The organism is Kitasatospora sp. NPDC085464 (genome assembly GCF_044541955.1).
Taxonomy (GTDB): Bacteria; Actinomycetota; Actinomycetes; order Streptomycetales; family Streptomycetaceae; genus Kitasatospora.
Genome location: NZ_JBITTM010000001.1, coordinates 250,556 through 275,195 on the forward strand (window position 1 = coordinate 250,556; position 24,640 = coordinate 275,195).

At 74.3% G+C, this 24,640-nt stretch carries 23 protein-coding genes; 12 read left to right on the top strand and 11 right to left on the bottom strand.

Translation table 11 applies throughout. The features are described from left to right. Positions 1 to 167 precede the first annotated feature (167 nt). Positions 168 to 971, top strand: a complete 804-nt coding sequence (locus tag ACIGG8_RS01115) for a hypothetical protein (protein ID WP_350522142.1) — start codon at positions 168 to 170, stop codon at positions 969 to 971. Between the two features lie 131 nt (positions 972 to 1,102). Here the strand turns inward: ACIGG8_RS01115 and dapC are convergent, their stop codons facing one another. Then, a complete protein-coding gene (gene dapC, locus ACIGG8_RS01120) occupies positions 1,103 to 2,251 on the bottom strand; it encodes a succinyldiaminopimelate transaminase (protein ID WP_396544565.1) in 1,149 nt (382 codons plus the stop codon). Between the two features lie 20 nt (positions 2,252 to 2,271). Continuing rightward, positions 2,272 to 2,598, bottom strand: coding sequence for a ferredoxin (gene fdxA / locus ACIGG8_RS01125; protein WP_030061559.1), 327 nt, complete (start codon positions 2,596 to 2,598; stop codon positions 2,272 to 2,274). A gap of 199 nt (positions 2,599 to 2,797) precedes the next feature. Between fdxA and ACIGG8_RS01130 the strand changes: the two genes are divergently transcribed. Both ACIGG8_RS01130 and ACIGG8_RS01135 read left to right on the top strand, forming a co-directional pair. Further along, positions 2,798 to 3,742, top strand: a complete 945-nt coding sequence (locus ACIGG8_RS01130) for a GNAT family N-acetyltransferase (protein WP_396544567.1) — start codon at positions 2,798 to 2,800, stop codon at positions 3,740 to 3,742. A gap of 169 nt (positions 3,743 to 3,911) precedes the next feature. Continuing rightward, positions 3,912 to 4,784, top strand: coding sequence for a transglutaminase family protein (locus ACIGG8_RS01135; protein WP_396544569.1), 873 nt, complete (start codon positions 3,912 to 3,914; stop codon positions 4,782 to 4,784). Positions 4,785 to 4,797: 13 nt separating this feature from the next. Here ACIGG8_RS01135 and ACIGG8_RS01140 read toward each other — a convergent pair whose 3' ends face one another. Then, positions 4,798 to 5,427, bottom strand: a complete 630-nt coding sequence (locus tag ACIGG8_RS01140; RefSeq protein WP_396544571.1) for a response regulator — start codon at positions 5,425 to 5,427, stop codon at positions 4,798 to 4,800. A gap of 162 nt (positions 5,428 to 5,589) precedes the next feature. Here ACIGG8_RS01140 and ACIGG8_RS01145 point away from each other — a divergent pair, with 162 nt between their 5' ends. Both ACIGG8_RS01145 and ACIGG8_RS01150 read left to right on the top strand, forming a co-directional pair. After that, on the top strand, positions 5,590 to 6,546 hold the full coding sequence (locus ACIGG8_RS01145) for a MerR family transcriptional regulator (protein WP_396544573.1): 957 nt from the start codon (positions 5,590 to 5,592) through the stop codon (positions 6,544 to 6,546). Next, positions 6,540 to 7,040 carry a GNAT family N-acetyltransferase gene (locus tag ACIGG8_RS01150; RefSeq protein ID WP_350522148.1) on the top strand — a complete coding sequence of 167 codons (501 nt, stop codon included), beginning with the start codon at positions 6,540 to 6,542 and terminating at the stop codon, positions 7,038 to 7,040. The genes ACIGG8_RS01145 and ACIGG8_RS01150 overlap by 7 nt, the downstream gene beginning before the upstream one ends. A gap of 40 nt (positions 7,041 to 7,080) precedes the next feature. On the opposite strand, the gene ACIGG8_RS01155 is transcribed toward ACIGG8_RS01150, so the two are convergent. From ACIGG8_RS01155 to murJ, 3 genes are read right to left on the bottom strand one after another with little or no spacing between them, the layout of a single operon-like run. Next, entirely contained in the window at positions 7,081 to 7,431 is a 351-nt protein-coding gene (locus tag ACIGG8_RS01155) for a hypothetical protein (RefSeq protein WP_396544575.1), read from the bottom strand. A 14-nt stretch (positions 7,432 to 7,445) separates the two neighbouring features. Continuing rightward, positions 7,446 to 7,763, bottom strand: a complete 318-nt coding sequence (locus ACIGG8_RS01160; RefSeq protein WP_396544577.1) for a hypothetical protein — start codon at positions 7,761 to 7,763, stop codon at positions 7,446 to 7,448. Continuing rightward, positions 7,760 to 9,502 (bottom strand): murein biosynthesis integral membrane protein MurJ, encoded by a 1,743-nt coding sequence (murJ, locus tag ACIGG8_RS01165; protein WP_396544579.1) that lies wholly within the window; start codon positions 9,500 to 9,502, stop codon positions 7,760 to 7,762. The genes ACIGG8_RS01160 and murJ overlap by 4 nt, the downstream gene beginning before the upstream one ends. A 143-nt stretch (positions 9,503 to 9,645) precedes the next feature. Between murJ and ACIGG8_RS01170 the strand changes: the two genes are divergently transcribed. Together ACIGG8_RS01170 and ACIGG8_RS01175 are read left to right on the top strand one after the other, a co-directional pair. Next, positions 9,646 to 10,311 carry a response regulator transcription factor gene (locus tag ACIGG8_RS01170; protein ID WP_350522152.1) on the top strand — a complete coding sequence of 222 codons (666 nt, stop codon included), beginning with the start codon at positions 9,646 to 9,648 and terminating at the stop codon, positions 10,309 to 10,311. 2 nt (positions 10,312 to 10,313) lie between these two features. Then, the gene (locus ACIGG8_RS01175) at positions 10,314 to 11,723 is read left to right on the top strand and encodes a sensor histidine kinase (RefSeq protein ID WP_396544581.1); all 1,410 of its coding nucleotides are present in this window, start codon (positions 10,314 to 10,316) and stop codon (positions 11,721 to 11,723) included. Between the two features lie 22 nt (positions 11,724 to 11,745). Here ACIGG8_RS01175 and ACIGG8_RS01180 read toward each other — a convergent pair whose 3' ends face one another. The 4 genes from ACIGG8_RS01180 to ACIGG8_RS01195 all read right to left on the bottom strand — a co-directional run bounded on the left by ACIGG8_RS01180 (position 11,746) and on the right by ACIGG8_RS01195 (position 17,062). After that, entirely contained in the window at positions 11,746 to 13,002 is a 1,257-nt protein-coding gene (locus ACIGG8_RS01180; protein WP_396544583.1) for a sensor histidine kinase, read from the bottom strand. Positions 13,003 to 13,010: 8 nt separating this feature from the next. Then, positions 13,011 to 13,733, bottom strand: coding sequence for an ABC transporter permease (locus tag ACIGG8_RS01185; protein WP_396544585.1), 723 nt, complete (start codon positions 13,731 to 13,733; stop codon positions 13,011 to 13,013). After that, the gene (locus tag ACIGG8_RS01190) at positions 13,730 to 14,713 is read right to left on the bottom strand and encodes an ABC transporter ATP-binding protein (RefSeq protein WP_396544587.1); all 984 of its coding nucleotides are present in this window, start codon (positions 14,711 to 14,713) and stop codon (positions 13,730 to 13,732) included. The genes ACIGG8_RS01185 and ACIGG8_RS01190 overlap by 4 nt, the downstream gene beginning before the upstream one ends. 186 nt (positions 14,714 to 14,899) lie before the next feature. After that, complete coding sequence (locus ACIGG8_RS01195) at positions 14,900 to 17,062, bottom strand: prolyl oligopeptidase family serine peptidase (RefSeq protein WP_396544589.1); 2,163 nt, start codon at positions 17,060 to 17,062, stop codon at positions 14,900 to 14,902. Positions 17,063 to 17,377: 315 nt separating this feature from the next. On the opposite strand from ACIGG8_RS01195, the gene ACIGG8_RS01200 reads away from it, so the two are divergent. The 5 genes from ACIGG8_RS01200 (at position 17,378) to ACIGG8_RS01220 (ending at position 23,434) form a co-directional block, all read left to right on the top strand. After that, on the top strand, positions 17,378 to 17,572 hold the full coding sequence (locus ACIGG8_RS01200; protein WP_350522158.1) for a DUF2304 family protein: 195 nt from the start codon (positions 17,378 to 17,380) through the stop codon (positions 17,570 to 17,572). A gap of 31 nt (positions 17,573 to 17,603) precedes the next feature. Continuing rightward, entirely contained in the window at positions 17,604 to 18,512 is a 909-nt protein-coding gene (gene mshB, locus ACIGG8_RS01205) for an N-acetyl-1-D-myo-inositol-2-amino-2-deoxy-alpha-D-glucopyranoside deacetylase (protein WP_396544591.1), read from the top strand. Continuing rightward, positions 18,509 to 18,967 (top strand): DUF6113 family protein, encoded by a 459-nt coding sequence (locus ACIGG8_RS01210; RefSeq protein ID WP_396544593.1) that lies wholly within the window; start codon positions 18,509 to 18,511, stop codon positions 18,965 to 18,967. Before mshB ends, ACIGG8_RS01210 begins: the two co-directional genes overlap by 4 nt. A gap of 243 nt (positions 18,968 to 19,210) precedes the next feature. Beyond that, a complete protein-coding gene (locus ACIGG8_RS01215) occupies positions 19,211 to 21,574 on the top strand; it encodes a hypothetical protein (RefSeq protein ID WP_396544595.1) in 2,364 nt (787 codons plus the stop codon). Between the two features lie 141 nt (positions 21,575 to 21,715). Then, positions 21,716 to 23,434 (top strand): ABC transporter family substrate-binding protein, encoded by a 1,719-nt coding sequence (locus tag ACIGG8_RS01220; RefSeq protein ID WP_396544597.1) that lies wholly within the window; start codon positions 21,716 to 21,718, stop codon positions 23,432 to 23,434. A gap of 23 nt (positions 23,435 to 23,457) precedes the next feature. On the opposite strand, the gene ACIGG8_RS01225 is transcribed toward ACIGG8_RS01220, so the two are convergent. After that, entirely contained in the window at positions 23,458 to 24,507 is a 1,050-nt protein-coding gene (locus ACIGG8_RS01225; protein ID WP_396544599.1) for an ABC transporter ATP-binding protein, read from the bottom strand. Positions 24,508 to 24,640: the final 133 nt, after the last annotated feature.

The following is a 24,640-nucleotide window of genomic DNA, read 5'->3' on the forward strand; positions in this document are numbered from 1 at the left end:
GGACGTCGTCTCCACTGCGGTCGTACGATCCGATGGTCGGTCAGGACCTTTCCTTGCAGCGACCGAAACCTTCTGGCTTCTCAAGCGGTAACAACCTCGTCCGCCCGGTCGTCCACGCCCGGTCCCAGGGGCGGACGGGACGGACCCAGACCCCTTCGAGGAGCCCCATGTCTCACCCCCTCACGCGCCGGATCGCCCAGGCCGCGCTCGTCGTGGCGGCCGGAGCGACCCCGCTGGTCGCGGCCGGCTCCGCGTCCGCCCTGGGCGGGGACGCCCTGCTGCCCAAGAGCGACCTCGCGGCACCGCTGGGCCAGCTGACCAACACCGACACCGGTTCCACCCTGCAGCACACCACCCACCAGCTGGGCCAGGCCGCCGGCACCACCGGCGCGGCCACCGTCGCCGCGGGCGTACCGGCCTCCGCCGACGCCGCCGGCAACATCGTCGCCCAGCAGCTCCCCGAGGCGAACGAGAAGGCCAGTTCGCTGACCGCGCCGGTCGACCAGACCGCCGCCACCACCGGCCAGCTCTCCGCCGTCACCCCGAAGGTCGCCTCGGCCCTGGCCGGCAAGCTCGGCGAGGCCGTCACGGGCAGGAGCGCGGCCACCCGCAGCGCCGACGCCGGCGCCGGCCCGGTCGGCGGGCTCTCCCAGGCGGGCTCCGTCGCGCAGGCCCTGCCGGGCGCCGGCAAGCTCTCCGGCGCCGTCCCCGGCACCAACGCCGTCACCGACGCGCTGCCGCTGGGCTCGGTGGAGCGCGCGCTGCCGCTCGGCTCGGTGCAGCACGCCCTGCCGGCCGACCTCCCGGGCGCCGACGTCCTGGGCCTGGCCGAGCACGGTTCGGCCAACCGCCTCGGCGGCGCCGACCTCGGCCCGAACAACCCGCTGTCCGGCCTCACCGGCGCGCTCGGCCCGCTGGGCGGGCTGCTGAACGGTGTGAACGGCGGCAGCATCAGCGGCCTGCCGTTGTAGTCCGGACGCGGTGGCCCGGACGCGGTAGCCCGCGTGCGGTGGTCCCGATGCCGAAGGGCCGGTGTTCCGAGGAGGAACACCGGCCCTTCGCGCGTGCGTGCTGCGTGCTGCGTGCTGCGTGCTGCGTGCGCTCAGCGCGCCGCGTTCAGCCGCTCCACGGCCGCGGCGACCCGCTCGTCGGTCGCGGTGAACGCGACCCGGACGAAGCGCTCGCCGGCCGGACCGTAGAAGTCGCCGGGCGCCACCAGGATGCCCAGCTGCGCCAGCTCGGCCACGGTCTCCCAGCACGGGCGGTCCTGGGTCGCCCACAGGTAGAGGCTCGCCTCGGAGTGCTCGATCCGGAAGCCGTAGGCCTCCAGCGCCGCCCGCAGCGCCGAGCGCCGCGCCGCGTACCGCTCGCGCTGCTCGGCCACGTGCGCGTCGTCCGCGAGCGCGGCGACCGTCGCGGCCTGGACCGGCGCGGGCACGATCATGCCGCCGTGCTTGCGCACCTCCAGCAGCTCCTTGACCACCACCGGGTCGCCCGCGACGAAGGAGGCGCGGTAACCGGCCAGGTTGGAGCGCTTGGAGAGGGAGTGGACGGCCAGCAGGCCCTCGTGGCCGCCGCCGCACACCTCCGGGTGCAGGACGGAGACCGGGTCGGCCTCCCAGCCCAGCTCCAGGTAGCACTCGTCGCTGACCAGCAGCGCCCGGTGCTCGCGGGCCCACTCGACGGCGCGGCGCAGCTCGTCCGCGCCCAGCACCCGGCCGGTCGGGTTGGACGGCGAGTTCACCCAGAGCAGACGCACCCGGGAGCCGTCCAGCTCGTCCACCGAGTCGTACTCGACGGGCTCGGCGCCGCACAGCCGCGCGCCCACCTCGTACGTGGGGTAGGCCAGGCGCGGGTAGGCGACCTGGTCGCCGGGGCCGAGGCCGAGCTGGGTCGGCAGCCAGGCCACCAGCTCCTTGGAGCCGACGGTCGGCAGGACGGCCTGCGGGCCGATCCCGGCGCCGAGGCGGCGGTGCAGCCAGCCGGCGATCGCCTCGCGCAGCTCCAGCGGCCCCCAGACGGTCGGGTAGCCGGGCGTGTCGGTGTGCGCGGCCAGCGCCTTCTGGATCAGCTCGGGGACCGGGTCCACCGGGGTGCCGACCGAGAAGTCGCAGAGGCCGCCCGGGTGCGCCAGGGCGGTGGTCTTGTACGGCTCCAGCTTGTCCCAGGGGAAGACCGGCAGGAGGTCGGAAACGCGGCGCGCCGCCCCCGGGTGGCCCGGGAACGGCGCGCGCGTGCTGTCGTTGCTCACAGCTTCGTTGCCACCGATCGTCAGTGGTCGGCGTTCTGCGGCGGCAGAGCGGCGATGAACGGGTGGTCACGCTCGATCAGGCCCAGCTTCGAGGCACCACCGGGCGAGCCCAGGTCGTCGAAGAACTCGACGTTCGCCTTGTAGTAGTCCTTCCACTCCTCCGGAGTGTCGTCCTCGTAGAAGATCGCCTCGACCGGGCAGACCGGCTCGCAAGCGCCACAGTCGACACACTCATCCGGGTGGATGTAGAGCGATCGCTCGCCCTCGTAGATGCAGTCAACCGGGCACTCTTCGATGCACGCCTTGTCCTTCACGTCGACACAAGGCTGCGCGATGACGTAGGTCACGCTGTCGTTCCTCCTCGGAAGGGCCTGGTGGCCCGTTCTGTTCTGCTCGCGTGCGCGGTGAGCGCGGCGTCGTCGATGCCCGCCCCTAGTATCGCGGGTCGGAGACCGCAAATGCACAGGAGGTGGCCACATGGCGACGGGCAACCCGGTCGACAGCCGTCCGGAGGTCCGGATAGATCGCTCTGACGTGGGACGACGCGTGTCCGTCCGACGCCTCGCCGAGTTCGTGGACGACCGTCCGGTGTTCCGGGATTCGATCGGCGTGCTCACATCGTGGGACGATCATGGGTTGACGGTCGTGCCGCGGTCGGGGGATCCGGTCTTCGTGCCGGAGAAGCTGCTGGTCGCGGGCAAGGTCGTGCCGCCGTTTCCCGTCCGGCGCGCCCCGCTGCCGGTCGCCGCGCCGGTCGAGCTGCAGCGGATCGCGGGGCGCGGCTGGCCGGCCGTCGAGCAGGAGCCGCTCGGCGAGTGGACGCTGCGCGCCTCGGCCGGGTTCACCCGGCGGGCCAACTCCGTCCAGGCTCTCGGGGACCCGGGGCTGCCGCTGCCGGAGGCCCTGGCCGCCGTCCGGGCCTGGTACGCCGAGCGCGGGCTTCCCTCCTACATCGAGGTGATCACCCCCGGGTCGCCGGAGGAGCTGCGCACGGAACTCGACCGGCTGGGCGCCGGGTACGCGCCGACCCTGGTCCGCACCAGCCCGCTGGCCGGGCTCGCGCGGGCCGGTGGCGGGCAGGACCGGGTGCGGCTGTCCCGGACGGCCGACGAGGCGTGGCTGTCGCTGTACCGGCGGGTCAGCGACGACCGGGAGGTCGAGGAGGCGGCCCGACGGGTGCTGCACGGCGGGCCGTCGGTCTGGTTCGCCACCGTGCCGGGAGCGCCCGGGCAGCCACCGCTGGCGATCGGACGCTGTGTCATCGAGGGGGCCTGGGCCTGCTTCGGCGCGATCGAGGTGCAGCCGTACGCGCGGCGGGCCGGGCTGGCGACGGCGGTCATGGCGGTGCTCGCCTCGCGGGCCGCCGAGGAGGGCGCGACCGGCGGGTACCTGCAGGTCGAGGCGGAGAACGCGGGGGCGATCGCGCTCTATGACGGACTCGGCTTCACGACCAGTCACACTTACCACTACGCCCTCCTTCCCCAGGGGTAGCGCTCGGGCCGATCCGTCGGCTTGTCTGTCCCCCGCCCCGTCCGCCGGTCGTCTTGTCCGTCCGTCGCCTTGCCCGTCCGTCGTCTTGTCCGCCCGTCGTCTTGTCCGCCCGTCGCCTTGCCCGTCCGCCGTCTTGTCCGTCCGCCGTACGAAAGCCGTCGCCGTCACCGTGACCGAGCAGAGCAGAGACCGCTTCCGGACCGCCGCCCGCTCCGAGCAGCCCGACCCGGTGCTGCTCTGCCTGCTCGCCGCCGCCGAGCACCGGCCGGCGCTCGACCCGGGCGATCCCGGCGAGCCGCCGGGCGTGGACGCCCTGCTCGCCGCCTGCGAGGCCGCGCTGGACCGGCACGCGGCCGCCGTCCGGCTGGCCGTCGCCGAGCGCGCGCCCGCCGGGCCCGAGGAGACCGCCGCCCTGCTCGCGGCCGTCCTCGGCGGGCGGGAGCGGTTCCACGGGCGGCAGGCGGACTACCGGCGGCTGGAGTCCTCCCTGCTGCCGGAGGTGCTGCGGCGGCGGCGCGGGCTGCCGATCATGCTCTCGCTGGTGTGGATGGCGGTCGGGCGGCGGGCCGGGCTCACCGTCCACGGCATCGCGCTGCCCGGCCACTTCGTGGTCGCCGTCGGCGGGCCGACCGGCGGCGACGACTACGTCCTGGCCGACCCGTTCCACGGCGGGCGGCTGCTCGACCCCGGGGACGTCGAGGACCTGGTCGCCGCCGCCGGGCACGAGTTCACTCCCGACCTGCTCACCCCGGCCCAGCCCCTGGACATCGTGCTGCGCGTGCTCGGCAACATCCGCGTCTGGGCCTCCGACCGCCCCGAGCAGGCCCGCACCCAGCTCTGGGCCACCGAACTCGCCCTGCTGCTGCCCCGCCACCCCGCCCAGCTCCGGCTGGAGCGGGCCGAACTCCTCGTCCGCACCGGGGACTTCCTCGGCGGCTCGGCGGAGATGGACGCGTACGCGCAGATCCTGGACGCCTTCGACCCGGACGGCGCCGCCAAGGTCCGGCAGGAGGCGCGGGCGGCCCGGCACCGGCTGAACTGAGCTCCGGCCGGAGCTACAGCCAGCCCTTCTCGCGGGCGATCCGGACCGCCTCGGTGCGGTTGCGGGCCTCGGTCTTCTGGATCGCCATCGACAGGTAGTTGCGCACCGTGCCCTCGGACAGGTGCAGCCGCCTGGCGATGTCCGCGTTCACCGCGCCGTCGGCGGCCGCGCCCAGGACGTCCCGCTCGCGCGGGGTCAGCGGGTTGGCGCCCTCCGCCAGCGCGGCCGCCGCCAGCGCCGGGTCGATCACCCGCTCGCCGCGCAGCACCCGGCGGATCGCCTCGGCCAGCTCGGCGGCCGGCGCGTCCTTCACCAGGAACGCGTCGGCGCCCGACTCCATCGCCCGGCGCAGGTAGCCGGGGCGGCCGAAGGTGGTCGCGATGACCACCTTGGTGTGCGGCGCCTGCCGGCGCAGCTCGGCGGCCGCCTCGATGCCCGTCATCCCCGGCATCTCGATGTCCAGCACGGCAACCCGCACGTCGTTCGCCAGCACCGCCGCCACCACCTCGTCACCGCGCCCGACCTGCGCGACGACGTCGATGTCCCCTTCGAGGCCCAGCAGCGCGGCCAGCGCCTCCCGGACCATCCCCTGGTCCTCGGCCAGCAGTACGCGGATCGAGGCCCCGTTCTCAGTGTCGTCCATGGCCATGACCTTAGGGGGCGGGCCGGAGCGCCGGGCGGGCAGGCGGCCGGGCGGGCAGGCGGCCCGAGCGGGGCAGACGGGCCGAGCGGGCAGACGGGCCGAGCGGGGCGGGCTGCCAACGGACTTGAGTCTCCGGTAGGGGGAGAGTCCACAGTGGTGCCCATGGACGGCAGCTCCCCGGACGACGGCATCCGGTACTCGATCGGCGACCTCGCCCGGCGCACCGGGCTCACGGTCAAGACCATCCGGTTCTACGCCGACACCGGCCTCGTGCCGCCCACCGACCGCACCTCCGCCGGCTACCGGCGCTACGACGTCCACGCGCTCGCCCGGCTGGACCTCGTCCGCACCCTGCGCGAGCTCGGCCTCGACCTGCCCGCGATCCGCCGGGTGCTGGAGCGGGAGACCCCGCTGCACGAGGTCGCCGCCGCGCACGCCGAGGCGCTCCAGGTGCAGATCCGCACCCTGCGGCTGCGCCGGGCGGTGCTGCTCGCGGTCGCCCAACGTGGCTCCACCCCAGAGGAGATGAAACTCATGCACAAGCTCGCCGCACTCTCCGACGCCGAACGCCGGCGCCTCGTCCACGACTTCATCGACGAGGCCTTCGGCGGCCTCGACGCCAACCCCGAGTTCGTCGCCATGATGCGCTCCGCCATGCCCGAACTGCCGGACGAACCGCAGCCGGAGCAGGTCGAGGCCTGGGTCGAGCTGGGCGAACTCGTCCAGGACCCGGACTTCCGCGCAGCGGTGCGCCGGATGGCCGAGCACCAGGCCGCGGAGCGGGCGGACGGGGACCGCGGCGGCCTGCACACCGAGCTCACCGCGACCGTACGGTCCTCGGTGGGCACGGCCCTGGCGGACGGCATCGCCCCCGCCTCCCCCGCCGCCGACCCCGTCGTCGACTCCCTCACCGCCGCCTACGCCGAGGCCTTCGGCCGCCCCGACGACGCCGACCTCCGGCGGTGGTTGCTCGACCGCCTCGGGATCGCCGACGACCCGCGCGCCGAGCGCTACTGGCACCTGCTGGCGACCGTCAACGGCCGGCCCGCCCCGGAGAGCCTGCGGGAGGTATTCGAGTGGTTCGGCGAGGCCCTGCGGGCCAGACTGTCGGGATGCTGAGCCTGGAACCCCTCCGCCCGGACCACGCCGAAGCCCTGCTGGCCTTCGAGCGCACCAACCGCGCGTACTTCGCCCGCAGCGTCCCCGACCGTGGGGACGACTACTTCGCCGACTTCCCGAGCCGGCACGCCGCGCTGCTCGCCGAACAGGGCGCGGGCACCTGCCGGTTCCACGTGATCCGGGACGCGGACGGCGCGCTCGTCGGCCGCGTCAACCTGGTCGACATCGCCGACGGCACCGCCGAACTCGGCTACCGGGTCGCCGAAGCCGCCGCCGGCCGGGGGATCGCCTCCGCCGCGGTCGCCGAGGTCTGCCGACTCGCGGCCGGCCCCTACGGCCTGCGCTCCCTGACGGCGGGCACCTCCGTCGACAACGCCGCCTCGCAGGCCGTGCTCGTCCGCAACGGCTTCCGGTTCGGACACCGGTACCTGCTCGGCGGCCTCCCGGCCCTCGCCTACCGCCGCGACCTGGACGACCTGCGCCCGGCGCACTGACCGGAGCGGCCGGGCTGCCCGGGAACGGGACCGGGGCCGGTCAGAGCCAGCGCAGGGCGGCCTCGACGCTGTCCGCGCCGCTGGTGTTGAAGGCGATGGCGGACCCGGGCGCGTGGCGGCGGACGAGGTTGACGACGAGTTCGAAGAACGGAAGGGCCGGCTCGGGCTTGCGGATGCCGCCGCCGATGACGACGACGTCCCACCCGTGCCCGTCGAGCGCCGCGACGATCGCGGGCTCGGCGGTCGCGTCGGGGGCGACCAGGGTCATCGCGGCATCGATGCCGTGATCGGCGAAGCGGGCGAGTTCGGCGTCGAGGACGGCCCGCACGGCGTCGCCGTCCATGCCGGGGACGCTGTGCGGGTCGAAACCGAGAACGAGGACGGTGGGCATGCCCGGTAGGACGATCAGGCCGCCTCGCCTGGTTCCCCGCGCAGGAAACGGGCGGCGTCGGCCAGGGTGAGCTTGGGGTCGGTCCAGGAGCAGACCTCCAGCCGGGAGAGCCGCCCGTCCTCGGCGAAGAGGAGGACCTCGCCGTCCTCGCCGAGGTCCGTCTCGGCCGCGATCTCCGGACGGGCGGCCGGGTCGGGGCCGGTGAAGTGGACGGTGCAACCGCAGGCGCAGCGGGCCCGGATGCGCAGGTGCGGGATCTGGGCGCGCAGCGGGTGGCCGTCGGGCAGGAGGACGTCGAGGGTGTGGCGGACGTCGGCGGAGAGCTGGTTCATCGGCGGCGCAATCGCGTGGTGAGGGCGGACAGTTCTTCGACGCGGAGGAGGTGGGCGAGGAGCAGGTAGACGACGGCGAGGGCGGCGCCGGCGGGCAGCAGGCCGTAGCGGGCGGTCCACCAGGCGGCGGCCGCGGCCGGGAGGGCGGCGGCGAGCAGCTTGAGGTGGGCGCCCAGCACGCGCAGCGGGCCGAGACGACGGCGCAGCAGCAGCTGGGCCGCCACGCAGGTGAGCAGGAAGGAACCGCCGTAGCAGCCGGCCATCCCGGTGACGACCCAGCGCAGCGGCAGCAGCCGGTGGCAGAGCAGGGCGCCGAGCACGGTGGCGGCGACGGGCAGGAGGTTGAGCAGGAAGGGCGTGCGGCTGTCGCCGAGCGCGTAGAAGGTGCGGGTGAGCGCGTACGCGGCCGAGTAGAGGACCAGGCCGGGGGCGAAGGCGGCCAGCATGCCCGCGATGGCCTGGACGTCGGCGGAGCCGGTCCGGCCGTGGCCGAAGGCGAGGGCGCACAGCTGCGGCGCGAGGACGACCAGCGCACAGGCTGCCGGGACGGTCACCACCCCGATCGTGCGGACGGTCCGGGAGAGGATCCCGCGGACGGCGCGCGGGGTGTCGGCGGCCGCGCTGAGCGCGGGGACGGCGGCGGTCACCACGGACACCGTGATCACGCCGTGCGGCACGATCCACAGCAGGTACGCGCTGCTGTAGGCCGTGTACCCGACGCCCGGGAGACCGGCGGCGGCGGCCTGCGAGCCGGCGAGCGTGGAGAGCCGGGTCACCACCCAGTAGCCCACCTGGTCGCTGAGCACCAGCAGCAGCGTCCACCCGGCGGCCCGCAGCGGCTCGCCGAGCCCGGCCTGCCGCCAGTCCCAGCGCGGCCGCAGCCGCACCCCGGCGGCCCGCAGGCAGGGCAGCAGCACCAGGCTCTGCACCACCACGCCCGCCGTCGTCCCGGCGCCCAGCACCGTCAGGTCGGCGACGGAGAAGGACCGCTGTCCGACGTACGCACCGAACACCCCGATCACGACCAGGTTGTTGAGCACGGGCGCCCACGCCATCGGCGCGAACCGCTGCCGGGCGTTGAGGAGTTGGCCCAGCACCGTGAACAGGCCGCAGAAGAACACCTGCGGCAGGCACAGGTACGCCAGCAGCACCGTGCGGTCCAACTGCGCGTCGCCGTAAGAGGTGTACGCCCGGACGACGAGCGGCGCGGCCGGCACCACCACGGCCGTCAGCACCAGCAGGGCGGCCACCAGCACCGTCACCAGCCGGTTGACGTGCGCCGCCCCGCCGTCCGCCGACTCCTTGGCGGCGCGCACCAGGTGGGGCACCAGCGCGGTGTTCAGCGCGCCGCCGATCAGCAGCACGAACAGGATGTTGGGCACCGTGTTCGCCACGTTGTAGCCGTCCGCGAGCACCCCCGAGCCCAGGACGGCCACCAGCACCGCCGAGCGGACGAAGCCGGTCGCCCGGGACACCACCGTCCCCACCGCCATCACCAGGCTCGGCGGCACGGTGCGCCGCGGCTTGCGGTGCCGGGCGGACGGGACGGGCCGGGCGGACGGGACGGGCCGGGCGGACGGGACGGGCCGGGCCGGCGGAACGGCCGGGGCCGACGAAACGGGCCGGGCCGACCCGCCCGGGGCCGGGTGCCCCCCGGCGGACCTCGGCTCCACCCCCTGCCCGGGCTCACGGGCGTGCCCGAGCCCACGGGCCCCGACGGCCTCCTGGAGAACGGTCATCCGCCAGCTCCTCTCGCTCCGGGCACCGGCCCGAACAGGCCGGCGAGAACGGCGAGAGCATGCGTCAAGTGCCCTGAAGCGAAGCTGAGAAAGCTGAAGACCGCTTAAGGAGCGGATCCGGCGCCGGTGGCATCCTGATCCGCATGGAAATTCTGATGGTGGAGGACGACCCCCAGGTCGCCGCGGCCGTCCGGCGCGGCCTGGAGGCCGAGGGCTACACCGTCGACCTCGCCCCGGACGGCCTCACCGGCCTGCGGCTGGCCCGGCGGCACGCCTACCGGGCGATCGTGCTCGACATCATGCTTCCCGGCCTGAACGGCTACAAGGTGTGCGAGGCCCTGCGCGCCGAGGGCGTGACCACCCCGATCCTGATGCTGACCGCCAAGGACGGCGAGTACGACGAGGCCGAGGGCCTGGACACCGGCGCCGACGACTACCTCACCAAGCCGTTCTCGTACATGGTCTTCCTGGCCCGCCTGCGCGCCCTGATCCGCCGCAGCCAGACCCCCGGCCCGCTGCTGCGGGTGGGCGACCTGTGGCTGGACCCGGCGGGCCGCCGCTGCGGCCGCGGCAGCGCCGAGATCACCCTCACCGAGCGCGAGTTCGCCGTGCTGCGCTGCCTGGCCGAGCACCCCGGCGAGGTGCTGTCCAAGCGCCGGATCGTCGACGAGGTGTGGGACATCGCCTTCGACGGCGAGGAGTCCATCGTCGAGGTGTACGTCAGCATGCTGCGCCGCAAGGTGGACTCCCCGTTCGGCGTCCGCTCGATCACCACCGTGCGCGGCGCCGGTTACCGACTGGAGGCCTGACCGTGCTCAGCCGCCTCTCCACCCGCCTGCGCACCTCGCTGGCGGCCGGTCTCGCGGCCCTGCTGCTGCTCGGCGGCGGCGCCTGGTGGTTGCGCGACCACATGTACGACGCCCAGCTTCAGGCCGCCGAGTCGGAGGCCAAGTCGCAGGCCCGGGAGATCAGCAACAACTTCAAGTACGGCCAGCAGCTGAAGGACAAGGCACAGCTGCCGTACCTGGTGCTGGGCAACGACGGCCAACTGGTCACCATGGGCGGACCGCTGACCACCCAGCACCTGGTCGGCCCGATGCCGACGCTGGTGCCGCACCTGGCGCCGGACGACTGGCAGACGGTCCAGCGGATCACCATCGGCCCCGTCGGCACGGCCGCCGCCAACCGCTACTCGGGACGCACCTTCGTCGCGATGGGCGCCTGGAGCCCGCTGCTGGAGAAGGACGGCTACCAGCCGCGGGCGGGGACCAACCCCTACACGGTCTACGTGCTGGCCACGCCGTTCGCCGCCGAGGCCTCGCTGCGCACCATCGACCCGGTGCTCCGGACCGGCGTGCCCGTCGCAGCGCTGCTGGTCGCCCTGACGGCCTGGGTGGCGACCCGCCGGGCGCTGCGCCCGGTGGACGCGATCCGCGCCGAGCTGGCCGAGATCGGCGAACACCGACTGGACCGCCGCGTCCCGGTGCCGCCCTCCGGCGACGAGATCACCAGGATGGCCCGGACCACCAACGCCACACTGGACCGGCTGGAACGCTCGGCCGCCCAGCAGCAGCGCTTCGTCGCGGACGCCTCGCACGAGCTGCGCAGCCCGATCGCGGCACTGCGCACCAACCTCGAAGTCTCGCTGGCCCACCCCGAGCGCACCGACTGGCCGGCCGCCACCCAGGAGGCGCTGACCTCGGTCGAGCGGCTCCAGCAGCTCACCGAGGACCTGCTGTTCCTGGCCCGGGGCACGCACCCGGCGGCGGCCGGCCAGCTCGCCACCGTCGACCTGTCCGCCGTGCTGCGCGAACTCGCCGACCAGTACCGCCCGGCCCTCCGCACCCGGCTCGTCCTGCGGGTGGACACGCCCGAGGCGGTCCTGGTGCGCGGCAGCCGGATCCGGCTGCACCGGCTGGTGCGCAACCTGCTGGACAACGCCAAGCGGCACGCGGCGACCGAGGTGGTGATGTCCGCGCGGCAGACCGCGTACGGCTGCGTCGTGGAGGTCCGGGACGACGGCCCGGGCGTGCCGCCGGAGGACCGCGAGCGGATCTTCGAACCGTTCACCCGGCTCGACGAGGCCCGCAGCCGGGACGCCGGCGGCAGCGGCCTGGGCCTGGCCATCGCGGCGGACGTCGCCACCCGGCACGGCGGCAGCCTGCGCGTCGCCCACGCGCCGCGCGGCGCCCGCTTCGTGCTGGAGCTGCCGTCCGCCTGACCGGCTCGGCCGGCCGGGCCGGCTACTCGGGCCTCGTGGCTCCGGGCGCGACGGACACCGTCCGCAGCGGCACCGAGGCCCGCAGCCGGAAGCCCCTGCCCCGCTCCGCCGGTCCGGTCTCCAGCCGCCCGCCGACCAGTGCCAGTCGCTCCTCCAGCCCGGACAGGCCGTTCCCGGGCTGGGACTTGCCCGGCCCGCGCCCGTCGTCGGCGATCTCCAGGACGGCGTAGCGCTCGCCGTCGCCCGCCCAGCTCTCGTCCGCCGTCACCGTGCAGACGGTGGCGTCCTCGCCGTGCCGGACGATGTTGGTGACGGCCTCGCGCAGCGCCCAGGCCAGCGCGCCCGCCTCCTCGGTGGCCAGTCCCGGCCAGCTGTCCACCAGCTCCGGCGCGACCTCCAGCCGGACCTGGGCGGCGGCCAGCGCGGTACGGGCGGCGGCGAGTTCGACCGGCAGGGTCGGACGGCGGAAGCCGGTGACCGCCTCCCGGACGTCGATCAGCGACTGCCGGGCGACCTGCTCGATGTCGGCGACCTGCGCCCGCGCCGCCTCGTCCTTGCCGGCGTCCATGAACCGCCCGGCCAGCTCGCTCTTCAGGGTGATCAGCGAGAGCGAGTGCCCGAGCAGGTCGTGCAGGTCGCGGGCGAGCCGCAGCCGCTCCTCGGAGGCGGCCAGGTGCGCGACGGCGGCGCGGGCCTCGCGCAGTTCCTTCATGGTGGCGACGAGCCGCTGCAGGCCGGTCATCGCGGCGCCGGAGAGGAAGGCGCTGAGGGCGAAGGTCGCGATGCTGTCCATTCCGGCGTGGATCAGCAGGCCGACCGCGACGACGAGCCCGGACATGGCGGCCAGGGCGCGCAGCGCGTACTGCGCCGGCGCGATGATCGCGACGCACACCGAGGTGTAGATGAAGAGGGGCAGGAAGGTCTCGCCGAGCACGACGGAGGACGCGATCGCGAGCGCCACCATCAGTGCGACGATCACCCGGCAGGCCCGCGGCCACATCCCCGGGGTCGAGCGGAAGATCACCAGCAGGACGTAGCTGCCCACGAAGAACGCCAGGCTGATCCAGCCGAACACCTGGGCGCCCGTGCTGTGCTCGCCGTTCAGCAGGCGGCTCACCGGGTAGGCCAGGTACGTCAGCCACAGCAGCATCCAGGCGACCTTGACCAGCAGCTGCCGCCTGGTCTCCACCGGGGATCCGGGGACGTTCATGAACGACGCACGCGCCGGGCCCGCCCCCCGCTGCTCGTCGGAGTGGTCGGCCTGACGCGTGTCGCTCATGTGGATCATCATGCCTGGCGGGTGTCACGGCGGTACAGGGCCGTCGCGGCCACGACGAACACCACCAGGAAGCCGGCCAGCCCGACGGCCGCGACGGTGTCCAGGGAGTGCCCGGGCTGGGTGAAGGTGGCCAGCTTGTTGTACAGGAACACCGGATTGAAGCGGGCGAACTTCTCCAGCGAACCGCTCACCGGGAACCAGGTGCCGCCGAGCAGCGCCATCGCCATGTAGGTGATCATCACGATCGGCTGCACCGAGTCCGGCGCCGCCGCGTAGCCGAGCGCCACCCCGAGCGCCGCGAAGACGAAGCTGCCCAGCCACAGCGCGGCCGCCAGCCCGATCCACTGCGCCGCGCCCAGCGAGACGCCCTGGCCGGCGCCGACCGCGAAGACCACCAGGATCGCCGGCAGCGTGGTCACCGCGCTCGCCGCGATCTTGCCGAGGGTGTACGCCCGGCCCGGCAGCGCCGTCAGCCGCAGCTGGCACGTCCAGCCGGTCTTGCGCTCCAGCGAGATCCGCTGCGCGTTGCCGGTGAGCACCGCGCCGACCGCGCCGAAGGTGGCCATCGAGACCATGAAGTAGGTCTTCACCGGCAGTCCGCCGGCCTGGTTGGCGGCGCCGTACGCGTGGACGAAGAAGACGTACATCAGCGCCGGGTAGGCCACGGTGAAGAACAGGTAGCGCCGGTTGCGGAGGGTCCGCAGGATCTCCAGCCGGATCAGGGTGGTCATCGCGCACTCTCCAGGGCGGCGTCGTTCTGCGGGGCGGTGGCGTCCGACCGGGCGTCGTCCCGGTCCAGCTCTCCGGTGATGGTCAGGAAGGCCTGCTCCAGGCCCAGGCCGGTGACCTCCAGCCCGCGCGGGTACAGGCCCGCCCGGTAGAGCCCGGCGACGCTCGCGTCGGCGTCCGCGGTGCGGATCCGCACCGTCCGCACCCCCGGGACCCTCGCGGTGACGTCCAGCGACTGCACACCCGGCAGGGCGCGCAGCACGGCGTCCTCGAACCGGCCGTCCGCGTCGTGGAGTTCGAACGCGATCCGGCGGGCCCCGGCCCGCGCCTTGATCTCCGCGGAGCTGCCGTCGGCGATCAGCCGGCCCCGGTGCAGCACCAGGACGCGGTCGGCGATCGAGTCGGCCTCCTCCAGGTAGTGGGTGGCGAACAGCACCGTGCGCCCCGCGTCGGCCTGCGCCCGCATGCTCGCCCAGAACGACTGCCGGACGCTGACGTCCATGCCCGTGGTGGGCTCGTCCAGCACGATCAGGTCGTTGTCGCCGGCGATCGCCAGGGCGAAGCGGACCCGCTGCTCCTGGCCGCCGGACAGCTTGTCGACCCGGCGCTCCGCCAGCTCGGTGATCCCGGCGTCGGCCAGCACCTCCGGCACCGACCGGCCGCGCGGGTGCACGTCGCAGGCGAGCCGCACCAGCTCGCGCACCTTGACGTCGGACATCAGCCCGCCGCTCTGCAGCATCGCGCCGACCCGGCCGGCCTCGATCGCCGCCCGCGGGGTGCCGCCGAACAGCGTCACCCCGCCCTGGTCGGGCTCGCGCAGGCCGAGCAACAGGTCGAGGCTGGTGGACTTGCCGGCGCCGTTCGGGCCCAGCAGGGCGACGGTCTCCCCCGGCCGCAGCACGAGGTCCAGCCCGTCCACGGCGCGCACCCGCCCGTAGCTCTTGCCCACGCCGCGGAAGGCGGCCACCGCCTCGGTGTCCATCGCCCGGCTCCTCTTCCCTGGTGGTGTCGTGTCCGTTGCTGTTCGCACCACCTCAGAGTCCCGCGCGGGCGGGGGCCGGCGTCAGTGTCCGCCGTCGTGCCTTCGACATGACGGATGTCATGCCGACGGCCGGTACCCGTGTCAGCCCGGTGGGGCGGTGGGGGTACCGGCCGTCGGTCGCGCCGGTCAGGAGCCCTGCATCCCCAGCGAGCGCTTCACGAAGTCGACCTGGAGCAGCAGCAGGTTCTCCGCGACCTCCTCCTGCGGGGTCATGTGCGTGACGCCGGACAGCGGCAGGACGGTGTGCGGGCGGCCGGCGGCGAGCAGCGCCGAGGAGAGCCGCAGGGTGTGCGCGGCCACCACGTTGTCGTCCGCCAGCCCGTGGATGATCATCAGCGGGCGCTCCAGCCCGGCCGCGTACCCGCTCAGCGAGTTGGCGGCGTACACCTCGGGCCGCTCGGCCGGGTCGCCCAGGTAGCGCTCGGTGTAGTGGGTGTCGTACAGCGCCCAGTCGGTCACCGGCGCGCCGGACACCGCCGCGTGGAAGACGTCCGGGCGGCGCAGCACGGCGAGCGCGGCGAGGTAGCCGCCGTACGACCAGCCGCGGACGGCGACCCGGTCGAGGTCCAGCGGGAACTCCGCGGCGAGCGCCTGCAGCGCCTCCACCTGGTCGTCCAGGGTCGCCCCGGCGAAGTCGAAGGCGATCGACTTCTCCCAGGCCGGCCCGCGCCCGGGGGTGCCACGCCCGTCGGCGACGACCACCGCGAAGCCCTGGTCGGCGAACCACTGCGCGTTGAGGTGCGGGTTGTGCGCCTGGACGACACGCTGGCCGTGCGGGCCGCCGTACGGGTCCATCAGGACGGGCAGCAGGCCGTCGCGCTCGCGGTCGTAGCCGGTCGGCAGGAAGACGGCGGCCGGGATGCGGCGCTCGCCGGCGAAGCGGAACACCGGGCGGGCGGTGATGACCGGGGTCTCTGCGTACGAGGCGATGGTGGCGATGTCGTCGACCACCACGCCCTCGGGCAGGTCGCGGGCGACCTGCACCAGCGTGCCGGGCAGGTCGGGCTCGGCGGTGACCCGCACGGTGACCCCGCCGCCGTGCACGGCGTTGCCGACGGAGGTGAACGGCCGGCCGTTGGCCGACTCCCAGCCGAGCCGCGTGCCGTCGTGGCTGATCCGGCCGACGGCGATCCAGCCGGGCTCGGGGTCGGTCTCGGCGGCGCCGCCGGAGGCGCTGAAGAACACCTCGTCCTCGGTGACGGCGATGACGGACCTGACGTGCAGGTCGGCCCCGGTGACGGCCCGGTCGCCGACCACCAGCGTGCGGCTTCCCCCCTCGTCCGAGATCCGCACCAGCTTCCCGTCCGGGGTCCACGCCGGGACGCCCGGGAACAGCTCCAGCCAGGCCTCGTCCTTCTCCTCGTGCAGCACCTCGGTGGCGCCGGTGGCCACGTCCAGGCCGAGGATGCGCTGGCTGCGCTGGTCGCGGGACTGCACCTGCAGCAGCGGCACGCCGCCCTTCGACCAGTGCACCCGGCCGAGGTACGGGAAGGCGGCGCGGTCCCAGACCACCTCGGTGCGCCCGCCGTGCAGGTCGAGCACCCAGAGGCCGACCTCGGCGTTGGGGGTGCCGGCCGCCGGGTAGGCGACCTCGGCGGGCTCGCGGTCCGGGTTGGCCGGGTCGGCGATCCACCAGCGGCGCACCGGGCTGTCGTCGGCGCGTTCGACCAGCAGCCGGTCGCTCTCCGGGGACCACCAGAAGCCGCGGTCGCGGTCCATCTCCTCCTGGGCGATGAACTCGGCCTGGCCCCAGGTGACGTTCGGGCCGTCCGGCTCGGCGAGCACCCGGTCGCCGCTGCCGTCGGTCCGGGACAGCCGCAGCTCGCCGGCGGTGTTGGCGTACGCGACGTGGCTGCCGTCGGGCGACGGGCGCGGGTCCAGGAGCGGCCCCCGGGCGGGCAGTTCGGCGGTGGTGCCGGCCACCAGGTCGGCGGTGAACAGGCGCCCCGAGAGGGCGAAGGCGGCCAGCGAGCCGGCCGCGTCCAGGGCGTAGCCGACGATGCCGGCCGAGCCTTCGCGGCTGCGCTCGCGGCGGGCCTTCTCGGCCGGCGAGAGGTCCTCCTCGCCGCCGCCGAGCAGGACCGCCGGGTCCGCGGCGATCCGCTCCTCGCCGGTGGCGGTGTCGAGGGTCCAGAGCAGGTTGGCCCGGTCGCCGCCGGAGGGCGAGCGGAGGAAGAGGACCCGCGAGCCGTCCGGTGCGACGGAGAAGGAGCGGGGCGCGCCGACGGTGTAGCGCAGGGTCCGCGCGTACTGCCGGGGGAAGGTGTCCGCAGGGGTGTGGGAGGTCATGGCACCAGACCCTACGACGCCGAACTGCCGCTGTCGGGAGGCTGGTGATCACTCGTTCGGAGCATCGTCGCGAAGTACACCCCGAAGAGTGCCACACCCCCTCCGACCGGCCCGTGCGCCCCGTGAGTGCCGCAATGCCCCGGCGCGCGGGGACTCACTGAATGTAATGCTCCCCTTACCCATCGGGTATGACTGGTCAGGCGAGTGATCGTCGGCCCCGTCCCGGGCCCCGGTCGCCCGCAGCCCCAGTTACGCACCGTCCCACCGCCGCCCTCCCCCGGGGGTGGCGCGCCCGAGAAGGGGTTGTGAGCCGACATGGCCATGAACATCTCCGCAGCCGTGCTGATGCTGGTCATCGTGGTGGTGCTGATCCGCCGCTCCGGCCTGAAGCTGGCGCACGCCATCGTCTGCGCGCTGCTCGGCTTCTACCTGGCCTCCAGCTCGATCGCCCCGTCGATCAGCCAGGTCACCACCAACCTCGCCGGCATGATCAACGGCCTGAGGCTCTGACCCCACCCGGCCGGTGGTTAGGCTTCCTCCCATGACCGCGACTACCGGCCGCCGACTCCTCCTGGTGCACGCGCACCCCGACGACGAGTCGATCGGCAACGGCGCCACGATGGCCCGGTACGCCGCCGAGGGCGCCCGGGTCACGCTGGTGACCTGCACCCTCGGCGAGGGCGGCGAGGTGATCCCCCCGGAGCTCGCCCGTCTGACGGCCGATCGGGAGGACACTCTCGGCGCGTACCGGATCGGCGAGCTGACCGAGGCGATGCGCGCCCTGGGCGTCACCGACCACCGCTTCCTCGGCGGCCCGGGGCGCTACCGCGACTCCGGGATGATGGGCGTGGCCGACAACGACGTGCCCGGCTGCTTCTGGCGGGCGGACGTGGACGAGGCGGCCGGCCACCTGGTCGCGGTGATCCGCGAGGTGCGGCCGCAGGTGCTGGTCACGTACGACGAGAACGGCGGCTACGGCCACCCGGACCACATCCAGGCGCACCGGGTCGCGATGCGCGCGTACGAGCTGGCCGCCGACCCGGCCCACCGCCCCGAGCTGGGCCCGGCCTGGCGGATCGCCAAGGTGTACTGGAACCGGATGCCGCGCTCGGTGATCGAGGCCGGGCTCGCCGAGACCGCCGCCAAGGCGGCCTTCCCCGGCGTCGCCCGGCCGTCCGACGTCCCCGGCGTGGTCGCCGACGAGGCGGTCACCACGGCACTGGACGGCGCCGCGTACGCCGGCCGCAAGGCGACCGCGATGGCCGCGCACGCCACCCAGATCACCGTGGACGGCGCCTTCTTCGCGCTGTCCAACGGCCTCGGCCAGCCCCTGCTCGCCACCGAGTACTACCAGTTGGTGCGCGGCCAGGCCGGTCCGGGCGAGCCGGAGGACGACCTGTTCGCGGGCCTCGACGACGCGGCCGCGGGTGCCGGGGAGGACGCCCGATGAGCAAGCCCGCACCGCGGCCGCCGCGCCGCTCCATCCCGGCGGCGGTGCTCGGCACCCGCGAGGAGCGCCTGGCCGAGCCTCAACCCCCGCGCGCCGCCCGGATCGCGGCCTATGTCCTGTTCTTCCTGCTGGGCATCGCCGTGTCGGTCTGCGGATCCTTTGTGCAGGCCCTGTGGCCGCCCGTGGGGGTCCTGCTGGCCCTCGCCGCGACCGCCGCGACCTTCTACGGCGGCCTGCGGGTCACCGGCACCCGGCTCGGCGCGGCCGCGCCCGCGGCCGGCTGGTTCCTGGCCATGCTGCTGCTGATCGTGCCCCGGCCGGAGGGCGACAACGTGCTGTGGTCCAACGCCACCTCGCTGGCCTGGCTGTTCGCCGGCTCGGTGCTGGGCGTGATCTGCGCCACCCTGCCCACCCGCACCAGCTGGTTCCCCGGGGTGCCCGGCCCCCCGCGCTGACCACGGCCGAGCGCGGCGTACGGTACCGCGTACGACGCGCAGTCAGGAGCACGCGGCCTTACTCTCATACCGGAAGAACCGGACGTATCAGGATCTGTCCGAACCCGTTCACCGCTCAGTTCTTCCCAGTATGGTGGTCCCGCAGAACGCCGTACCCGACCGCCGCCCGCCCCAGCCGGGCCCGGCGACCACGAACCGCGGTCGCGCCGCACGGCCCGCCCGCGAACCCGGAGCAGAGCAGCATTGAGCAGCCGCGAATCTGACAACGCCCACCCGACGCCTCGGCGCACGGGTCCGGACGCCTACCCGTCGGGCACCCCGCCCTACGGCACGCCGGGGCCCTCCGGCGGCGACCGGGCCGCGGCCGGCACCGGCCAGGGCACCGCGGACGGCGGCGAGGACGACGGTCCGAAGACCGAGACCACCCTGACCACCCGGGTCCGGATCAACATCCCCGGCTCGCGTCCGATCCCGCCGGTCGTCGTCCGCAGCACCGTCAAGAACGAGGACGGCCCCGCCGAGGAGACCCCGGCCGCCGACCAGGGCGGCGCGCGCCACCGCTCCGCACCGGCCTCGCCCGTCCTCGGCGTGATGGACGGCGGCAGCGGCACGGCCACCCCGCCGAACCTGCCGCCGGAGTGGGAGATCCCGCCGATCCCGCCGGCGACCTCCGAGTCCGAGTCCACCGGCGCGTGGTTCCGGCCGCGCCAGAAGAAGGCGTCGGCCGCCGAGCCCGCCCCGGCCGCCGTGCCGGCCGGTGCCCCGAGCGCGCCGGAGGCCCCGTCCGGTGCCGCCGAGGCCCGACCGCAGGGTGCCCGCCCGGCGGGCGGCGCTGCCGCCCGTGCCAACGGCGCCCCGAAGGGCCGTCCGGTACCCGCCCAGGGCAAGGCGTCGAACCCGGGCGCCCCCGCCGCGCCGTTCCGCGCCGAGGCCCCGGCCGAGGAGCCCGGCGTCTACGAGGCCGCCGACCCCTTCGCGCCCGCGGTCGACCCGTTCGGCCCGACCCCCGGCCCCGACGCCGGCACCCGGGGGCCGCGCGGCGGCCGCCCCCAGCAGGACCGTCCCCAGCAGCAGAACGGGGCGCGCCAGAACGGCGCCCGGCAGAACGGCGCCCGGCAGAACGGCCCCCGCCAGGGCGGCCCGCAGCAGGGCCGCCCGCAGGACGCCTTCCGGCCGAACGGCCACCCGGCCGGCCCGCAGGGCGCGCCGGCCGCCGAGCCGAGCCCGGAGGACACCTCGGTCGACGGCTTCCGGCCTATCCGCGAGAACACCCCGCCGCCCGCCGGGATATCCGGCCCGCCCCGCAACGGCGCCCCGCACGGTGCCGACGGCCGTACCCAGCCGGGCCTGTTCGCCTCGGCGCCGACCGGCGCCGACCCGTTCGCCACCCAGCGCCCGGCCGCCCCCGGCCAGGACGGCCCCGCCGCCCCGGCGGCGCCCGGCGGGCTCTTCCCGGGCGCGCCCGGCGCGGGCCCGCAGCCCGGCCGACCCCGGCAGGCCGACCCCGAGGTCACCGAGGTCACCCCGCTGCCCACCCCGGGCGCCGGCGCCGGCCCCCGGCCCCCGGCCGCCCAGGGTGCGAAGGGTGCTCCCTCGCCCGCCCCGGCCCCGGCCCCCGCCAAGGCCCAGTCCGCGCCCGCCAAGACCAAGCGCGGCGGCGGCAAGAAGCTGGTCAAGCTGGGCGTCTACGGCATCGGCGGTGTGCTGTTCCTCGGCGCCGCCGCGTACGGCACCGGCCTGATGCTCAACCAGTCCGACGTCCCCAAGGGCACCGTGGTGCTCGGCACCGACATCGGCGGCAACAGCCGCGACCAGGCGATCCACTCGCTGGACGCCTCGGTCGGCAAGGCCGGTCAGCAGCCGCTCAAGCTGAAGATCGGTGACCAGACCCTCGACCTCGACCCGGCGGTCGCCGGCCTGAGCTTCGACACCACCGCCACGGTGGACGGCCTGGCCCAGCACAGCTACAACCCGGTCGACGTCATCAAGTCGATCCAGGGCGGCAGCAAGGCCGTCGCGCCGGACGTCAAGGTCGACCGGGCCAAGCTCAAGGCCGCCCTCGACTCGCTGACGGCCGGTTCGGGCCAGGGCCTGCAGGAGGGCTACGTCAAGTTCGGCGAGCCCAACGGCGAGCCGATCGTCGTCCCCGGCCGGGCCGGCCAGGCGGTGGACTCGGCGAGCGCCCTGGACGTGGTCGAGCAGGCCTACCGCGACCGCGCCGACGGGAAGCCCGACCAGCCGATCGCCCTGGCCGTCACCGCCGCCCAGCCCAAGGTCTCCGCCCAGGCCCTGCAGGCCGCCGCCGACGGCCTCGGCAAGCAGGTGGCCGCCGGCAAGGTGCACGTCGTGGCCGGTACCAAGACCTGGGACTTCGGTGGCAAGACCGCCGCCAAGGCGCTCACGCTCGTCCCGGACGCCTCCGGCAAGATCGTGCCCAAGTGGGACCTCGACGCGCTCTCCGCCCAACTGGGCAACGTGTTCGACAAGGTGAAGATCAAGAAGAACGGCCAGACCGTCGCGATCACCCCGCAGGACGTCGCGGACGGCATCGCCTCGGTCTTCGACAAGACCGGCGACAAGGACCGCACCTTCAAGTTCACCGTCTGACGTTTCGCCGTCCGACGTTCCGCCGTCCGTCAGGGGGGCGGGGCCCGCACCGGTCCCGCCCCTCGACAACCCCGCCTCCCGCTCAGCAAGATGTGACGCCACACCTTCCGTTTCCGTCACACGCACCCCGGGAGCACGCCGATGAGCCGCCGCCTCCAGCACCACGGGACGGCACTGCTCGCCGGCCTCACCGCACTCACCCTCTCGCTCGCACTCTGCTCCTGTGGCTCCGGCCAGGGCGGCGACGGGGGCGACGCCCTGCCGTCCTCCGCCGGCACGCCCAAGCTCACCTCGGTCGACATCAACCCCCACGAGCGCGGCCAACTGCGCCAGGGCGGCACGCTGAACCTGGCGATCACCCAGTTCTCCCGCCAGTGGTCGCCGATCCACGGCGACGGCAGCGAGTCCTCGACCATCGCCGTCACCAAGCCGCTGCTGCCGACCTTCTTCCGCTCGGACGCCGCCGGCGCCCAGACCGTCAACCCGGCCTACCTGCAGGAGGCCCACGCCGAGTTCAAGGACGGCCGGCAGGTGGTCACCTGGACGCTCAACCCGAAGGCCCACTGGTCCGACGGCACCCCGATCACCTGGCGTGACATCGAGGCCAACTGGCGCGCCCTGAACGGCAAGGACCCCGCCTACAAGCCGTCCAGCAGCACCGGGTTCGAGCTGGTCTCCTCGGTCGAGCGCGGCAAGGACGACTTCCAGGCCGTGATGACCTTCGACCGGCCGTTCTCGGAGTGGCAGTCGATGTTCAACGGCGCCGGCAACGCCCCGCTGCTGCCGGCCGGTCGGATCTCCACCCCGGACCTGTTCAACACCGCCTACCTGGACGCGATCCCGGTCACCGCGGGCCCGTTCAAGGTCGAGCAGCTCGACCGCACCGCGCAGACCGTCACCCTGGTCGCCGACCCCAACTGGTGGGGCGACAAGCCGATGCTGGACCGGATCGTCTTCCACGCGATGCTCCCCGACGCGATGGCCGACGCCTTCGCCAAGGGCCGGATCGACCTCCTCAACAACGGCCCGGACGTGGCCGGTTACCAGGCCATCCGGAACACCAAGGGCGCCGTCGTGCGCCGGGCCGGCGGCCCGGACTTCCGCCAGATCACCCTGAACGCCCGCACCCCCGCGCTGAGCGACGCGACCGTGCGCCAGGCCGTGTTCCAGGCGATCAACCGGGACGCCGTCATCCGCGGCGACCTCAACGGCCTGGACTGGCCCGCCGTCGCGCTCAACAACCACCTGCTGGTCGCCAACCAGAACGGCTACCGCGACAACTCGCTCGGCCTGGCCCGCTACGACCCCGTCGAGGCCGCCCGCAAGCTGGACGCGGCCGGCTGGAAGCTCGACGGCGACGTGCGCAAGAAGGACGGCCACGAGCTGAACCTGCGGATGGTCATCCCGGCCGGCGTCACCCAGGCCCAGAACGAGGCCGCGAACACCACCAAGATGCTCAAGGACGTCGGCATCAAGGTCAGCACGGTGACCGCCGCCGCCAACGAGTTCTTCGACAAGTACATCAACCGCAACGACTTCGACATCACCGCCTACTCGCTGCTCGGCACGCCCTTCCCGGCCAGCGGCAGCCGCGCCAACTTCGTCCAGAACGGCGGCACCAACCACGTCGGAGCGGGCAGCGCCGCCGTCGACTCCGCGCTCGACCGGGCCGCCGCGGCGACCGACGCGGCCACCACCTCCGAGGCCATCAACCAGGCCGACGGCGAGCTCTGGAAGGTGGCAGGCGTCCTGCCGCTCTACCAGCGCCCGCAGCTGTACGGCGCCCGCGCCGACCTCGCCAACATCGGTGCGCAGGGCCTGTCCGACATCGTCTGGGAGAACGTCGGCTTCCTGAAGTAGCCCGGAGCGGCCCGGCGGCGGGCTCAGCCGTGCAGCGTCTCGCGCCAGTAGTGGCAGGCGCTGTGGCGGCCCGCCAGCTCCTCCCCGTGCTCGCCCACCACCGGGTGCAGCGGCGGGAGTTCGCTCCGGCAGCGGTCCTGCGCGCGGTCGCAGCGGGGGTTGAAGGCGCAACCCTCGGGGATCCGCAGTAGGTTGGGCGGCAGGCCCTTGATCGCGTGCAGGTCCTGGCCCTTCTGGTCCAGCCGCGGGATGGAGTCCAGCAGGCCCCGGGTGTACGGGTGGGCCGGGCGCGCGTACAGCTCGTGCACCGGGGCGGTCTCGACGATCCGGCCCGCGTACATCACCGCGATCTTGTCCGCGACGTCGGCGACCACGCCCAGGTCGTGGGTGATCAGGATCAAGCCCATGTTGAACTCGGCCTGCAGCTCGGCCAGCAGGTCCATCACCTGGGCCTGGACGGTCACGTCCAGCGCCGTGGTGGGCTCGTCCGCGATGATCAGGTCCGGCTCCAGGGCCAGCGCCATCGCGATCATGATCCGCTGGCGCATGCCGCCCGAGAACTGGTGCGGGAAGTCGCCGACGCGCTGCCGGGCGGCCGGGATGCGCACCCGCTCCATCAGCTCGACGGCCTTCTCCCGGGCCTCCTTGCGGGTGACGCCGTGGTGCACCCGGAACATCTCGCCCAGCTGGTAGCCCACGCTGAGCACCGGATTGAGGGCGGACAGCGCGTCCTGGAAGATCATCGCGATCCGCCGGCCCCGGACGGCCCGCCGGGCGTTGGCGCTCATGGTCAGCAGGTCCTCGCCCCGGAACAGCACCCGCCCCGCGGTGATCCGCCCCGGCGGCATGTCCAGGATGCCCATGACCGCCTGCGCCGTCACCGACTTGCCCGAACCGGACTCCCCCAGCACCGCCAGCGTCTCGCCGGCCGACACCGCGTAGCTCACCCCGTTGACGGCCTTGGCGACGCCGTCCCGGGTGTGGAACTCCACGTGCAGATCCTCGACCTCCAGCAACGGGGTCCCGGGTGCCAGACCCTCCCGACCGCCGCCGATCACCTCCACCGCGTCCATCTGGGCAGCCCTCCTCAGCGCAGCAGCGACCATCGACAGGTGCAGAGCAACTATCAAGGAACGGCACACACTTGGCGAGTCTGCGGCAGATCTCTTTTCCATCACGGGGCGGACGGCGAAGGGCGCGCCCCCG